The organism is Paenibacillus sp. FSL H8-0283 (assembly GCF_045040675.1).
GTDB classification, from domain to species: Bacteria; Bacillota; Bacilli; order Paenibacillales; family Paenibacillaceae; genus Paenibacillus; species Paenibacillus amylolyticus.
The window spans coordinates 6,838,261-6,853,549 of the sequence record NZ_CP150295.1; the positions used below are offsets into that span (position 1 = coordinate 6,838,261).

Annotated in this window: 12 protein-coding genes; 3 read left to right on the forward strand and 9 right to left on the reverse strand. The window is 49.3% G+C overall.

What is annotated here, in order from left to right; all coding sequences use genetic code 11:
- The first annotated feature begins 26 nt into the window (after positions 1-26).
- The gene (locus tag MHI52_RS30030; protein ID WP_405158164.1) at positions 27-884 is read left to right on the forward strand and encodes an aldo/keto reductase; all 858 of its coding nucleotides are present in this window, start codon (positions 27-29) and stop codon (positions 882-884) included.
- Between the two features lie 154 nt (positions 885-1,038).
- On the opposite strand, the gene MHI52_RS30035 is transcribed toward MHI52_RS30030, so the two are convergent.
- From MHI52_RS30035 to MHI52_RS30075, 9 genes are all read right to left on the reverse strand, one after another.
- Positions 1,039-3,138: a glycosyl hydrolase family 18 protein gene (locus MHI52_RS30035; RefSeq protein ID WP_036612212.1), complete on the reverse strand. Its 2,100-nt coding sequence runs from the start codon at positions 3,136-3,138 to the stop codon at positions 1,039-1,041.
- A 1-nt stretch (position 3,139) separates the two neighbouring features.
- Complete coding sequence (locus tag MHI52_RS30040) at positions 3,140-4,711, reverse strand: chitinase (protein WP_036612215.1); 1,572 nt, start codon at positions 4,709-4,711, stop codon at positions 3,140-3,142.
- A gap of 377 nt (positions 4,712-5,088) precedes the next feature.
- Entirely contained in the window at positions 5,089-6,153 is a 1,065-nt protein-coding gene (locus tag MHI52_RS30045) for a pectinesterase family protein (protein WP_155985090.1), read from the reverse strand.
- A complete protein-coding gene (locus MHI52_RS30050; RefSeq protein WP_339196075.1) occupies positions 6,150-7,262 on the reverse strand; it encodes a glycoside hydrolase family 88 protein in 1,113 nt (370 codons plus the stop codon). The genes MHI52_RS30045 and MHI52_RS30050 overlap by 4 nt, the downstream gene beginning before the upstream one ends.
- 84 nt (positions 7,263-7,346) lie before the next feature.
- Positions 7,347-8,315, reverse strand: coding sequence for a LacI family DNA-binding transcriptional regulator (locus MHI52_RS30055; RefSeq protein WP_405158165.1), 969 nt, complete (start codon positions 8,313-8,315; stop codon positions 7,347-7,349).
- A gap of 40 nt (positions 8,316-8,355) precedes the next feature.
- On the reverse strand, positions 8,356-9,951 hold the full coding sequence (locus tag MHI52_RS30060; protein ID WP_036612220.1) for an extracellular solute-binding protein: 1,596 nt from the start codon (positions 9,949-9,951) through the stop codon (positions 8,356-8,358).
- Positions 9,952-10,019: 68 nt separating this feature from the next.
- Positions 10,020-10,901, reverse strand: coding sequence for a carbohydrate ABC transporter permease (locus MHI52_RS30065; RefSeq protein WP_036612222.1), 882 nt, complete (start codon positions 10,899-10,901; stop codon positions 10,020-10,022).
- 29 nt (positions 10,902-10,930) lie between these two features.
- Positions 10,931-11,848: a sugar ABC transporter permease gene (locus MHI52_RS30070; RefSeq protein ID WP_036612224.1), complete on the reverse strand. Its 918-nt coding sequence runs from the start codon at positions 11,846-11,848 to the stop codon at positions 10,931-10,933.
- A 357-nt stretch (positions 11,849-12,205) separates the two neighbouring features.
- Positions 12,206-13,009 carry a helix-turn-helix domain-containing protein gene (locus MHI52_RS30075; RefSeq protein ID WP_036612226.1) on the reverse strand — a complete coding sequence of 268 codons (804 nt, stop codon included), beginning with the start codon at positions 13,007-13,009 and terminating at the stop codon, positions 12,206-12,208.
- Positions 13,010-13,126: 117 nt separating this feature from the next.
- Between MHI52_RS30075 and MHI52_RS30080 the strand changes: the two genes are divergently transcribed.
- The gene (locus tag MHI52_RS30080) at positions 13,127-14,350 is read left to right on the forward strand and encodes an MFS transporter (RefSeq protein ID WP_405158166.1); all 1,224 of its coding nucleotides are present in this window, start codon (positions 13,127-13,129) and stop codon (positions 14,348-14,350) included.
- Positions 14,351-14,428: 78 nt separating this feature from the next.
- Positions 14,429-15,211, forward strand: a complete 783-nt coding sequence (locus MHI52_RS30085) for an ABC transporter ATP-binding protein (protein WP_307415615.1) — start codon at positions 14,429-14,431, stop codon at positions 15,209-15,211.
- Positions 15,212-15,289: the final 78 nt, after the last annotated feature.

The window sequence follows — 15,289 nt, forward strand, 5'->3', positions numbered from 1 at the left end:
TTTACACACTTTAAGGAGGAAATCTCATGACAACAACTCAAACCGCACAACATTTACAATCCACAGTAACTCTGCATAACGGTGTTTCTATGCCTTGGTTCGGACTTGGGGTATTTAAGGTAGAAGAAGGATCTGAACTGATTGAAGCCGTGAAAAATGCGATTAAACATGGATACCGCAGCATTGATACTGCTGCAATATACGGCAATGAAGCTGGTGTTGGCCAAGCGATTGCAGAAGCTTTGCAAGAAAACAACCTCAAACGCGAAGAACTGTTTGTTACATCTAAAGTATGGAATGCAGACCTTGGATATGAAGAGACACTTGCCGCTTTTGATACCACATTGAACAAACTGGGACTGGAATACCTTGACCTGTATCTGATTCACTGGCCTAAGGCAGGCAAATACAAAGCAGCCTGGAAAGCAATCGAGGAACTGTACGCAGCCGGCCGTATTAAGGCGATTGGCGTAAGCAACTTCCAGATTCATCATCTCGAAGACTTGATGCAGGATGTCAAAGTGAAACCAATGATCAATCAGGTGGAATACCACCCTCGCCTGACTCAGGTTGAGCTTAAGGCTTTCTGTGAAAAACATGGTATCCAGCTTGAAGCTTGGTCGCCTCTGATGCAAGGTCAGCTGTTGGACAATCCAGTACTCACGGCTATTGCTTCAGCCAAAGGCAAATCGGTTGCACAAGTCATCCTGCGTTGGGATCTGCAAAATGGAGTCATTACCATTCCGAAGTCCACCAAGGAAAACCGGATTATCGAGAACTCCTCCATCTTCGACTTTGAACTTTCAAATGAAGAGATGGATCTGATCAGTGCTCTGAACGAAGATATACGCGTTGGACCTGATCCGGACAACTTCGATTTCTAATGAATAACCTTTTTGGAGCCTGATTGGTTTGACATAACATAACGAAAAAACACCGGACCAGTATCCGGTGTTTTTTCGTTATGTTCTCTTCCCTATAACCAAGCCTCGCTAACACTGCACGTTTCAATTCAAAATGTTGTAATCCATTTTTTAACTATTGAACCTGCCACAATGCAGGGACATTGGATGGTTCCCACCCAGACAAGGATGTGTGGGATTGCAAACATTTATACGTCTTACCGCTATAGGTGACCAGCTGTCCTACAGTATAGGCTGTATTCGCCTGCCAGGCGGAAACGCCCGGATTTGTCGTTCCTGCTGTTGTTTTCACAGTCACCGCATTGCTCGCAGCAGAACCATTCCCCGCCGCATCCTTTGCTTTTACCGTAAATGTATACGAGGTATCCGCTGCAAGCCCGCTGATCGTTGCTGTCGTTCCGGTCACGGATGTCGCCAGAGCCGCTCCATTGTACACATCATAACCCGTTACACCCACGTTATCCGTGGATGCCGCCCAGCTCAGCGTTATACTGGATGTTGTTTGCGCGGTTGATGCGAGGTTCGTTGGCGCAGTTGGCGCCTGCGTATCTCCACCCGGCTGAGCTGTCGTGCTTACAGTTACAGCATTACTGGCTGCAGACAGATTACCTGCCGCATCCTTTGCTTTTACCGTAAAGCTATAGGATGTACCCGCTGACAGTCCGCTGATTGTTGCGGTCGTCCCGTTGACGGAGGTCACAAGATTGGCACCATTGTAGACGTTATAACCGGTAACACCCACATTATCTGTTGAAGCATTCCAAGCTAGCGTAACCGAGTTGGCCGTCACGCCTGTCGAACGGGCATTACCGGGTACGCTTGGCGCCGTCGTATCTGCTGGAGGCACTGTACCTCCGGTAGGCAGATCGGCTTTCAGTTTATTTTGAAGTGTTTTGTTCCGGTCACCGCTAAGTTCCCAGAACATCGCTCCGCCGAGTCCTTTGCTTTTGATATAAGCCGTTTTATATCCAATAGACTCCGCATCGTCATAACTAATAAATCGCTTATTGGTCGCATTATAGAGATATGGCACCTTGGCCGTGTCATTCCAGTAACGCGTGTACCCGTTTTTGTTAATGTAGTTGGTCTCCAGATCATAAAAATCAAAGGAGCCTGCTTCCCATGTTCCAACGGAAGAACCTCCCGCACAGGTCTGATACTGGCCATTTCCCGTCTGTGCGCATCCATCCCAGCCGCGGCCATAGAACGGAACACCAAGCACAAGTTTAGCGGCTGGTACGCCTGCATTCAAATGCCCTTGTGCTCCAGCAGCCACATTAAATGTATTGGCATCCGGCACCCCAGCAGCCGAAGCCGCAGGGTCATAGTTCAACGGCGCGTTATGCGCGCTGACTTTTTGCCAGGCCCCGTTAAAATCGTATGTCATAATATTAATCCAGTCGACGATGGCAGCTATATTGGCAAGCTCAGTATTCGCAGCATAGGTCGTCGATGCACCGCTTGCAATCGTAAGCAGATACTTCTTGCCGTCCACAGCTCCGGCAGCATCCAGCTTCTCACGGATTTTGCTCAGAAGCAGCGTGTAATTTTGCTTATCCTCAGGACGTTTGCTGTTACCATCAAGTCCGCCTGATACCGGGTACTCCCAGTCCAGATCTACCCCGTCAAAATTGTATTTCCGCAGGAAGTCGACGGCAGAGTTTGCAAATACCTCTCGCGTTGCAGCAGTCGCAGCTACATCAGAGAAGCGGTTGGACCATGTCCATCCTCCCACGGAGATGATTGTCTTAAGATTAGGATTGATCTGTTTCAGCTTGTTAAGCTGATTGATATTGCCTGCAATGGGCTGATCCCACGTATCCCCTGCAAATGTCTTTCCGGTATCGATCCATGGATCGCCAAGCACAATCGTTCCATTCGGTACATTGATTGTCTGGCTCTTCTCATTCTGACACGTCCAGGTCACCGGGTTAGGGCCCGAAGGGTCCGGATTTCCATGAATACCGTTCCAGCAAATATCGGCAAACGCATAGTTGATATGCGTGACTTTGGTTGGGTCGATGTCCGTTACATTATAGTTTCTCCCATACGCAGCCCAGGACGGGTAGTAACCAACAATTTTATAAGAATCTGCAGCTGCTCCCGTAGCGGGTTGGAGCACAAAAGAAGGAATAATGACGGATAAGAGCAGGGATAGACCCAGGAGAAACTTTGCGGTTTTCTTGAAAGCAGTGTGTTTATTTAAATGTATCATCTTAATACACAACCTCCTTTGTCGTTTGCGTACTCAGCCCGTTCAGGAACGGACGATTTGCGCTCGAAAACTGGTTATTCGTATATGCATCCCAGTTGATTGACCAGGTCATAATCCCTTTTATCCCCGCATAGCCCGCAGGCTGGAGCAAGGTATAGGAACCGCCGTATGACACACCTTTGATTAGGTAATTCAGTGCCTTTTGCAGCTCGGCTGGCGTTGTATAACCACCTCCGGCAGCCTGTTGGGAAGCCGGCACACCGATGGCAATCTGGTCCGGTCGCAACGGACTAAAGAATGGGCCTGTGGTACCGCCTACATGAAAGCCTTGAAGCAGCATCTCCGCCATGGCCACATGGAAATCAGCTGTTCCTTGGGCGTAAGAGCGTCCATCCAGCCCTACCATGGAGCCCGTGTTATAGTGCTGTACATGAAGCAGGGTCAGGTCATTACGCAAGGCATGGATGACTGGCAAGTATGCTCCCCAAGGACCGCCGTAGCTCAGATATCCACCCTGTACATAGGCCGTCTCCGGCGCAGCCGTCAGGATGAAATTGGCGCCGAAGTGTGACTTAACCGCTTTCACGCCTTGGATGAGGTTAACAATTTTCGGTGTAGTTGGACTACGGAAATCGGTATCCCCTGCATTCAGAGACAGGGAACTTCCTTCCAGATCGATATCTAGACCATTGAAACCATACGTGGAAATGATTGATTTTAACGAATCTTCGAACTGCTGTCTCTTGGTCGCATCGGTGAGCTCAATGGTACCGTTGGCTCCACCCATGGAAAGCAGTACTTTTTTCCCTTGGCTTTGAAGGTAGGCAATATCGGATTTGAATTCGGCTACCGTTGCATTGTATGGAGTAAAAGCAAGCGTTCCGCTGCCATGTGAAATCGGTTCGGCAAAGGAGACATTAATGACGTCATAGGCTGTTGATACGTTACGAAGTCTGATATTGGTTGAACCATTGTCGAAGTTATGCCAGTAGCCGATCAGCCATTTGCCGCCGGTTGGCCCAGGATTGGAAGATCCATTGGAAGTTGTCACACTGAGGGAGGTGCTCGCAGCGGATATATTGCCTGCGGCATCTTTGGCTTTTACCGTAAAAGCATAAGTCGTGCTAGCTGTCAGTCCAGTGACTACAGCTGTTGTAGTTGAAGTACTTGTCACAAGAACGCCGTTCCGGTACACCTCATACCCCGCCACGCCCACATTATCCGTGGATGCATTCCAGGAAAGACTCACGGAGGTGTTCGTGATGGAGGATGAAGTCAGACCCGCAGGAACAGAAGGTGGTGCCGTATCTGGCGTCGGCGTTTCCCCTCCCGAACCTTCCCCGACGTATTTCCACAACGCGGGCACAACAGAGGGCTCCCATCCGGTCAACGCCGTGTGGGCCTGAATACACTCATAATCTTTATTTTGATATGTTACGAGGTCTCCTTTCTTGTATGCGGTGCCTGCCTGCCATTGGGCGGCGGCATCGGCTCTCGGTGCAAACCACGAAATAAGTAGAAGAAATGTCAAAGCAAATGTAATGACCGGGCGGAATCGAACAGCTTGATTCAAGCAAAATCCCTCCTGTACTAAGGATACGTTCACCTTGCAAACAAAAGCTTTAATAGTCCACCTGCATCTGATCTGTGATCGATTAGAGCCAGCCTCATTCAGCCATCTGATTTTGCGTGTCACTTCACTCCCTTCCCTTACCAAAATGGACCTTCCCTCTCGTGTTCTTTTTTTTGCAGGCACCATCCAAATTTTACAGGGAATTTACAGATCCTCACCCTGTATTTAATCAGTAAACTGCAAAAGAGATAAGGGATAAAATAGTTCTATTGGGGGCGAAAAATGTAATATAGCGCACAAAAAAGGTTTTCTTTCAACTCCTTAGGAGACTTGAAAGAAAACCTGTGTTAGATATTGCGCAGAGAAGAGGGCGTATCTTACTGCCGCTGCTCCCCTCTCCCTTCCAAAGGCTGCCACTCATCCACGCCGGACAGAATCAGAGGTATAGTGTACTCGGCCGCTTCCTGTTCGGTCAGTATTTTGGCCCAAGGCACACGATCAGCAGCACATCCGGCACCAGGCCCTGCGCTGTTGTATTCCGCATACTGAACGGTCTGCTCTGCATCTGTCTTGTTCCAGTTGTGCCATCCCTCCCGCTTCACATGAGCACCGATCCAGCAGTTCAGAAAACAGACTTTGGCATGATGACGCCACGGTCTGCCCAGATACACCGACTGCGGCGGAGCATTGCTGGTCAGATCACAGTCCAGAAACACATAGCCGTAACGCACATCCTCCGGCGTAGAGGCTGCGGTAATCCAACCGTTCACTTGTCCATCCGCAGCCTCCGCTTCAGTCAGGTGATTCTTCGTAAAGATCTCGCAGCCCTTAAACACCACCGTAGCCGAACCGAAAATAAAATCGATATCACCTTCGATGTAACAGTCCTCGAAATACTGCCGCAGTTTGCGCCGCTCGGCACCATCGCGTGGCCCGCCAAAATAACTGCGATCCATGGGCTGCTCCGGCAGCGGGCCGGTGAAGATCGTATCCTGGTGACCGATCAAACGACAGCGGCGAAAGGCAGCCCGGTCTCCATCCACATAAACGGCCAGCGCCTGACCAACCTGCTTGCCCGGCCCGGCAGCATTTACGAAGGTAATTCCCTCTGCCGTGAAATCATCAGCACCAATGAAAGCCGTATAGGAATGAAACGTATGATATGGCGACCCGTCCGGGAACTTCTTGAGTGCATGATCATCATACGTAATGATCGTCTGCTCCGCCCCCTCACCAATCAAGTGGATGCCCGGCTTCTCCATATGCAGCTTCTCATGATAGACACCAGCCTTCACTCGAATTGGAACGGTTCCGATGCCATTCTCCGGCAGCGCATCAACTGCGGCCTGAATCGTCACATAATCCCCTGTCCCATCTGAAGCAACAGTCAGACAGGGAGCTGATGGTTCCAATGCTGTATTTGGCAATCTCTGCTGCATCATGGCAGTCGCTCCATTTCCAGTGCTGCCAGCAGAAGCGGAGCCACACCCATAAAGGAATCGCTTACAACCGCTTCGGTTACATAGTAGTTGTACGAGCCATCCCGATCCAGGCTTAGTCCTGCGCCATGACAGATCCCGTTTAACCGAACGCCGTCAGCCGTCTCCTCCACCAATCGGGAGGAGAGCCCCTGCCATCCCTTCTCCGCCGCAGCTCTGAAATGCGGCTCCAGATACCTTAGTCGCACACCCTTCGCAAGTGCATATACAAACATGCTTGACCCGGATGCTTCCAGATAGTTGCCTTTGCGGAAGCCCTGATCCAGCACCTGGAACCATAACCCGCTCTCCTGCTCCTGCACGCGTACCAGAGCATGACACATCCGTTCGAAGATGCCGATGATGGTTCCGCGCTTTGGATGATTCACGGGGAAATGCTCCACGCTGTCTACAATCGCCATGGCATACCAGCCCATCGCCCGGCTCCAGAAGTGTGGTGAGCACCCTGTCGATGAATCTGCCCAGACCTGCTCCTTCGATTCATCCCAGCCATGATAGAGCAGCCCGGTCCGCGGATCACGGGTCTGGCGCTCGATCAGCAGAATCTGATGTGCAACTTCATCCCATAACTCGGGACGATGAAATGTCTTCGCATACTCGGACAAAAAGGGAGAGGACATATACAGGCCGTCCAGCCACATCTGGAATGGATAGATTTTTTTGTGCCAGAAACCGCCCTCCGACGTGCGGGGTTGCCCTACGAGCTGTGCTGCCAAAAGATGCGCCGCTTCTGCGTAACGCTGATCTTCAGCACCATCCAGTAAAGCAAACAGGTTTTTCCCCTGATTAATCTGATCCAGATTATATTCTTCCAAAGTATAGGTGCCAATAGAGCCGTCCGGCTGGATATACAGGTCCATATGTTTTTTCATAAAATCAACAAACTCTTGCTTGCCATAATACTGCCCGGTTCGTGCCATCGCCATCAAGGTCATGCCTTCCACGTATGCCCATCGTCCCGACGGGAACGCATGATAACCGTCCCCGTCACATTGCTGGATGATCGTTGCTGCAATTCGCTCAGACCAGGATAACTGTGTCTGTACCTGCATAAGCAATTCCTCCTTGAATGTTGTACTCACCTAATACATGTATGATTAAAGGATAACCGCTTCACTCTTCATAGGTTGCTGTCTTTATTGCCGGCACATTGCCGTTGAATTGCGAAGGTTCAGCTTGGGCTGAATAACTACCGGAACATCGACCTGTTCATCACGGATCAACGAGACAATCAACTCTGCTGCCTGCACGGCCAGTTCATCCAGAGGCGGGCCAATTGTAGTCAAGGCCACTTCGGCATATTGCATATCCGGCAGATCATCATACCCGATTAACGAGATATCGCTTGGAACGCTGTAACCTGCCTCAAGCAAAGCCCGGAGCGCACCTCGGGTGACCAGGTTGTTCAGTCCAATAAAAGCTGTTGGCGAATCCGCCCCAAACGCATGATTACGTATGGCAAAATACCCGTCTTCCCAGGAGGAATGCGCTGGCAGCACATGGTCTTCGTTAAAATCCAGACCCGTACGCTGCAACGCTTCCCGGTATCCCTCCAGTTTAATATTCTGGGAGTTGCCGATGAATCCGATTCGGCTGTGGCCCAGCGATTTCAGATGCTCCACTGCTTTGAACAACCCTTCTTTGCGATCAATCTTGATGTAAGGAGAGTTCGGCGCTTCATCAGTACCCAGCACAAAACATGGCATGTTGAGTGTTGCGAACTTTTTCCAGAACATCTCCCGATTGTCCAGTGCATAGTCCCACAGAATACATCCGTCCACGCGCAGCTGGCTGAAGACATCCACGCCATCATCCGCCACAACCAGGATCATCTGATATCCCCGCTTCTTCAGCTCGGTGTGCAGACGGCCGGAGATGTTGGAGAATAACGGATTGCTCAGCTCATCCAGCACAAAACCGATGATGTTGCTTCTGCCGGTGGAGAGCTGCCGGGCCAGCATGTTTTTCCGATATTGATGTTTCTCTGCGACCGCAAGCACCTTCTGCTTTGTTGCCGGTTTGATTCGGGGATCATCATTCAGCGCCTTCGATACCGTGCTATAGCTCACCCCCGCCAGTTTGGCAATGTCTTTAATGGTTATCAAAATCAATCAACACCTCTCATACGCCTAAAACCCTAATTTCCTATTTCTGTGCAGATTTATAACGATCATATTGTGCCTGTCTGCCCGCAATAACCTGCTCTATATTCATCTTCTTCAACGTCTCAATATAACTGTCAAACTGGTCCAGACTGGCATCCCCGCTAATAAACTTAAAGTTCATCTCTTCCACATATGTGGTGATGTCAGGCATCGCCATGCTTTCCACACTCGCTTCATCCGGCAGGGCATAGACAAACGGGAACGGTTCGCGCACATACGGCTCCAGTTCCTTATCCATCTTCGCATGCCAAGGGGCTACGACGGAATCAGCAGAATCGGTGGATTGGATGTTCGGCAGATTCACCGGACCAATGCCAAGCTTCTGGATGTATTCATTGTCCTTGCCTTTGTCCGTAAATGTCTTCACGCCATTCTCTTCCGTATACGTGTCATCCTTGATGCCCCACGTATAATACGTCTGTGCTTCCTCACTTACGGCATAGTCCAGGAAACGGAAAGCAAGTTCCGGATTTTTACTATCACGTGTAATGCCAAAGATGCCACTCACTGGTGTACGTCCTACATAGAACTGATCCCCATGCGGTCCTTTCAGTGGTAAAATGCCTTTGATGATTGGCTCTTCCGGATTGTAATCCTTGAATAACGGACTGTAGACCATCGACATATACCAGCTAAAATTAAACGTTGCTCCCGTCACATCCTGAGAGATGCGCGACGTGACCTGATCACTCGTAGTACTCGCATAATCCACCCCAAGCAGACCTTCCTTGTACAGTCCGTTCAGATAGGTCAAGTACTCCTTGTAGGCAGGCTCATAATAGCTGAAATGTACTTTGCCCTGATCGTCTGCATAGAACTGGTTGGACAGATCAAGTCCAAATGCCGGGCCAAAGGCCATTGACACAAATTTTGCTTCCATGGACAGCGGAATCTCATCGGCTTTTCCGTTGCCGTTCGGGTCATCTGTCTTGAATTTGCGCAGCATCGCCGTGAATTCATCCAGCGTGGTCGGCTCGCTTAATCCCAGTTTATCAAGCCAGCGCACATTGACCATAAATACCGGCATGTAGTTGCGGGTTAACGTCTGCTGTGGGATATAATACATTTTACCATCTGGCGTTGTTAAACTGGCTTTGACCGAAGGTGACTTTTCATATATTTTTTTGAGATTCACGCCGTATTTCTCTACCAGTTCATTAATCGGAATGAATAGACCGCTGTTAATGTACTTCATCAGCTGATCCTGATCCGGCAGGTACACGATATCGGGCAAGCCGGTACCAGCAGCCAGCCTCGGATTGACGGCATCCGCATAGTTCTGCGGCGGAATCAGATCCCAATCCACCGTCACACCAGCGTTGCTCTCAATTTTCTTCACGATGGCTGCGGTGGACAAGTCCACATTGGTCGTCCAAGCGTTGGTGCCGAGAATAGACAGTTTGGCATCCGGTTGATCCGTCACCGGCCCTGCTCCGGTATAATTGAAGGCTGGCTCCGAACTGGACGGGGTGCTCCCCGCATCGGTTCCCGCCCCTGTTCCGCCGCTACATCCCGCCAGGCTGATTGCCAGTATCGCTGCGATTACACTTTTTCTTCCTGCCCCTTTAAATCTCATCCATCATTCCTCCTTGGTATGAACCATTTTGAACTCCTTTGAATGACATGACACTTAAGTAAGTAAAGCTATCCTTTCACGGCTCCGAGGGTGATCCCCTTAACGAAGTACCGTTGGATAAACGGGTAGATCGTAACAATAGGCAGAATGCTGACCACAATGGATACATAACGAACCTGAAGGGAGGAGACCGCCAGCGCACCGGATGTCATCGTACCGCCCATCTTCTGCATCACTTCCGGCGAAGCCATGATCAGCACTCTTCGCAGGAACATCTGTAAGGGCTGCATATCCTGTTTGCCCAGATATAATAGGGCCGTGAAAAAGTTGTTCCAGTGGAATACCGCGTAGTACAGCGTGAGCACAGCCAGTGTTGGCTTGATGATCGGAACCGCCAGACGATACAGCATCGTCATCTCGTTAGCCCCGTCTATACTGGCACTTTCGAAAATTTCATTCGGAATGCCTTCGAAAGCTGAGCGGCAGATCATGACGTTAAACGTAATCACCAGCACAGGCAGCACCATAACCCAGCGGGTGTTGTACAGCCCAAGCGAGGTAATCAGCATGTAGACCGGAATGAGTCCACCCGAGAAATACATGGTGAAGGCGATGAAGAAATTCAGCTTGCGACGTAAGAAAAACTGCTGTCTGGATAATGGAAACGCCGCAAGACATGTTGCCACAATGTTCAGCAGTGTGCCTACCACGGTGTACCAGAGGGTGTTGTAGAACGAAACCCATAACTCCTTGTATTGCAGTACCATTTGGTAACCTGACAGGGTAAATCCAACGGGCCACAATACAACTTTTTGTTTGTCGATGGCATCCACCGAGCTGAATGAAATACTAATGACGTACAGAAAGGGATACAACGTGACAACAACCGCCAGTATGGTCAGCAGGTAGACACATCCGTAGAACAAACGGTCACTTCTCGATTTTTGCATACAGGTCTCCTTTGGTCCGGGGTATAGTCTTACCAGAGTGACATCTTGGTCAGGCGGCGGGTCATGGAATTGGCAGCAAAGACAAGCACAAATGTGATAATAGAGTTAAACAAGCCGACCGCTGTGGCGAAGCCGTAATTCTGGCCCTCAATCCCCATCCGGTATACATAGGTGGACAGGACATCTGCCGTTTCGTAGGTGGCTCCGTTGTAGAGCAGATATACTTTCTCGAAACCTACACTCATAATGCCGCCAAGCGACAGAAGCAGAAGAATGACGATGGTTGGTTTGATACTGGGTAGGGTCAGGTGCCATAGCTCCTGGAATTTGTTGACGCCATCAATTTTGCCGGAATCATACATCTCGGGGTCGATCCCCATAATGGCTGCAATGTAGATGATGGAGCTGAAGCCAAAGCTTTGCCAGATGTCGGAACTTGTGAAGATGGTACGGAACCAGCTCGCATCCATCATGAAGTTCACTTTTTCCATGCCAAGACTCGCGATGAGGGTGTTCACAATACCGTCTGTTGGTGACAGGAAGTTAATAATCATGCCAGCTACAACAACAGTGGAGATGAAGTGAGGAAGGTACGTAACGGTCTGGGCAAATCGCTTGAATGTCCGGTTCTTGATCTCCACGATGCAGACAGCGAATAAAATCGGAATGGAGAAACCAAACAGGAGCGGCAGGAAGGCGAGCAAAAATGTGTTACGCAGCAGTCGCCAGAAGTAGATGGAATTCACGAACTGTTCGAACCAGCGCAGTCCCACCCACTCCCCGCTGAGCATGCCCTGACCCGGCAAGAAATTACGAAATGCCAACAGCACGCCAGGCATCGGAAGGTACATGAAGATGAGGTAATACAGAAAGATAGGCGAAAACATCAGTAGCAAATATTTATCCCGTCTGATCAGGCTGAACAGCGTGGACATGCGTTTTTTCAACGTGAAACACTCCCCTTCGCTACATAATTACAACGTTTGAATTTTTGAATAAAAAGGAACCGTCATTTCACTGACGTATTTGTTATTTATCTCATTCACATTTTGTAACAACCTATATCATTCTGCGTAATAACGAGATAACTAATTTGAAATAGTCCTCCTTACACCGTATTTCTTTCTTTTAAATACTTGCCATAACCATAATTACAACGTTGTAATTTTAATCTAAATGTATACGCTTACATAAACTTTTTCCCATCTTAGCAAACTCTTCAATGTTTGGCAACAACAAAAATGAGTGGCATGCTGTAACGTACTAAAATACAGTCTCGCATATGCGAGACTGCCCGTTAAAATCTACACATGATTCCGATATTCCATCGGTGTCATAACATACACTCGCTGAAAGGCTCTGTAAAACTGACTGACACTGGAAAATCCCAGTTCATAACTGATTGTTGTTACTGAATCCGTTGTAAGGCGGAGCCTCCTGGACGCTTCTTCTACGCGCAAATTCAGCAGATATTGATACGGTGTTGTTCCCGTAAGAGCCTTGAAAGAACGCATAAAATGATATCGGCTCTGATGTGCAACCATCGCCATCGAATCAATATCCATTGGGCCTGTATAGGCACTGTGAATGTAATCCAGCACTCGTTGGAGATGAGGATCCATGAATGTACCGGGATTTACAGTTCTTTTTCCATTTTCCTGCCCCGTCAACACACGTCTTAGATACGTCTCGATGGCTAGTTCTGTTTCCTGCACTTGCAGCATTTCGGGCACATCATCTAACAAAATGGAATTCCAGACTCGAAACAGACTGCTGATCTCAACAGGATCAAAATTCTGGGTAGGTCGAAACTCAGCTCGCCCCCCACTTAACTCCGCACCTTCGAAACTGCCTAATGGCGGTTTACGGAACTTGATCACAATGACAGCCGAATCCGACCCTATCTCAAAATAATGCTCAGTCTGGGGATGAGCAATAATCCCTATGCCTGCTTTTAGCGGGTATGCATGCCGTTCCTGTACCAGATGACATTGACCTCTGACCGGCAGCGTTAGCTGATACCAGTCGTCATGTACATGCGGCTCATTCGCAAACCCTCCGGTAGCTTTCCATAATTCCAACCCATTTAGCGTCATGTTTAATTCCATCGTTTGCTCACCTGCTGACATTATAGCAAATCGTGCTCACTTTCCAAGCACTTTTCACAAAGACATGATCTGCCCCCATCTTTTATCATAGAAAAAAATAATTCGAGGTGATCTCCCATGGCTCAGGCCACTTTAAGCAAAATGCAAATCAACTCCTCCGCCAATTGGGCACTTGCCGGAGTCAGCTTCGCCCATCTGCTGAATGATGCGATGCAGACAGTGGTTCCGTCTGCTTTCCCGTTATTCCAGCAGACCATGCAGCTCAGTTTCGCCCAGATGGGCTGGATTGCCTTCACCCTGAATATTACCGCATCCGTCCTTCAGCCACTGGTCGGTTATATGTCAGACCGCAAGCCCATGCCGATCCTGCTTCCCGGAGGTATGTTATTCTCCCTGATCGGTGTTCTCGGTTTAGCTTTGTCTTCCGAGTTATGGATGCTGCTTGTTTCGGCAGCATTGATTGGCATAGGCTCATCCATCCTCCACCCCGAATCCTCACGCGTGGCTCATATGGCAGCCGGCCGTGGACGAGGAATGGCACAGTCGATCTTCCAGGTGGGAGGCAACACAGGACAGGCTATTGCTCCATTACTGGTCGCCTTCATCCTGCTGCCACATGGGCAGCGTAGTTTTCTATGGCTGATGGGCTTTGCCCTGATCGGCATCTTCATTCAGTCTATGGTCAGTCGTTGGTACAGAGACAAGCTTGCCGAGACTCGCATTCGTCAGCAACTCCCTCTAAAATCAAGCGGTGCAGGGCCAGCAGCTCGGCCTGTGAGCCGGGGATTCATCGCTTTTACAATGGGAATTCTCATCCTGCTGCTGTTCTCTAAATTCGTTTATATTGCAGGCATGACCGGGTATTACGCCTTCTATTACGCCGATGCATATGGCTTGCCTCTCTCCCAGGCACAGATTTGTCTTTTTATATTGCAATTTGCAGGTATGGTCGGGACCTTGCTCGGCGGCCCACTCGCTGACCGCTACGGACGCAAACCGATGATCTGGTTCTCCATTGCAGGCACTGCACCGTTTTCCCTGATGCTACCTTATGCGGGCCCCGTCTTGTCCATGGTATTATGCGGGATGATTGGACTCATCCTGATGTCCGGCTTCAGCGTCATCATTGTTTATGCACAGGAATTGCTTCCTCGTCATATTGGAACGGTATCCGGATTGTTTTTTGGCCTGTCGTTTGGAATGGCTGGGCTTGGCTCAGTTGTGTTAGGTTCCTTAATTGACGTGACCAGCATTTCGTTTGTTATAAAGTTATGTTCGTTTTTGCCACTGCTTGGTGTGTGTGCTGTATTTCTGCGCAAGGACCAACCAAGAACAGCGTGATAACCGTTGAAACCTCTTTCGTTTTGTGACTACAATACATCTAGGACACTCGAGGATAACAGAAGGGAGGAATAACGCATGATTATTGATGTACAGCATGTTACTTGGAAAAGGGGACCACTTACCCTATTGAACGATGTGAACTGGCAGGTTAATGACGGTGAACACTGGGCGTTGCTTGGCCTGAATGGCTCCGGCAAAACAACACTCCTGAACATGATCACCGGGTATCTCTGGCCGACCGAAGGCAAGATATCCGTGTTAGGCCATGAATATGGGGATGTGGATCTGAGACAGCTTCGCAAATCCATTGGCTGGGTCAGTTCATCTCTCCAAGAGAAATTGCACGGTACAGACCGCACGCAGTATGTCGTGATCAGCGGTAAACACGCCACCATTGGCTTGTACGACAAGCTGTCAGATGATGATCTGGATCAGGCACAGGAATTGATGCAAACGCTGGGTTGTCAGCACCTGTGGGATCGCGAATATCGTACCTGCTCTCAAGGCGAGAAACAGAAACTTCTCATTGCCCGAGCACTGATGGCCAATCCGCGGGTACTCATTCTGGACGAGCCTTGCAATGGACTGGATCTGTTCTCAAGAGAGCGACTGCTGGATAGCATCCGTGAATTATCACAGCGTCCAGATACCCCGTCACTCATCTATGTCACCCATCATACCGAAGAAATATTGCCTGTCTTTAGTCACAGCCTCCTGCTTCGCCGGGGTGAAATAGTCCATAGCGGATTAACTAACAATCTGATGAACACCGAAGTGCTGAGTAACTTCTTCGAGGCACCTGTGGAAGTTGATCGGCACGGAGAACGTGTCTATGTCAGAGCAGCGGCGGATTCATAATTGCGGGGTTATACACAGCAAACGTAACATAGGTGAAGAAACTTAACAGTAAAAGCCCAATATCTTATCCACATGTGG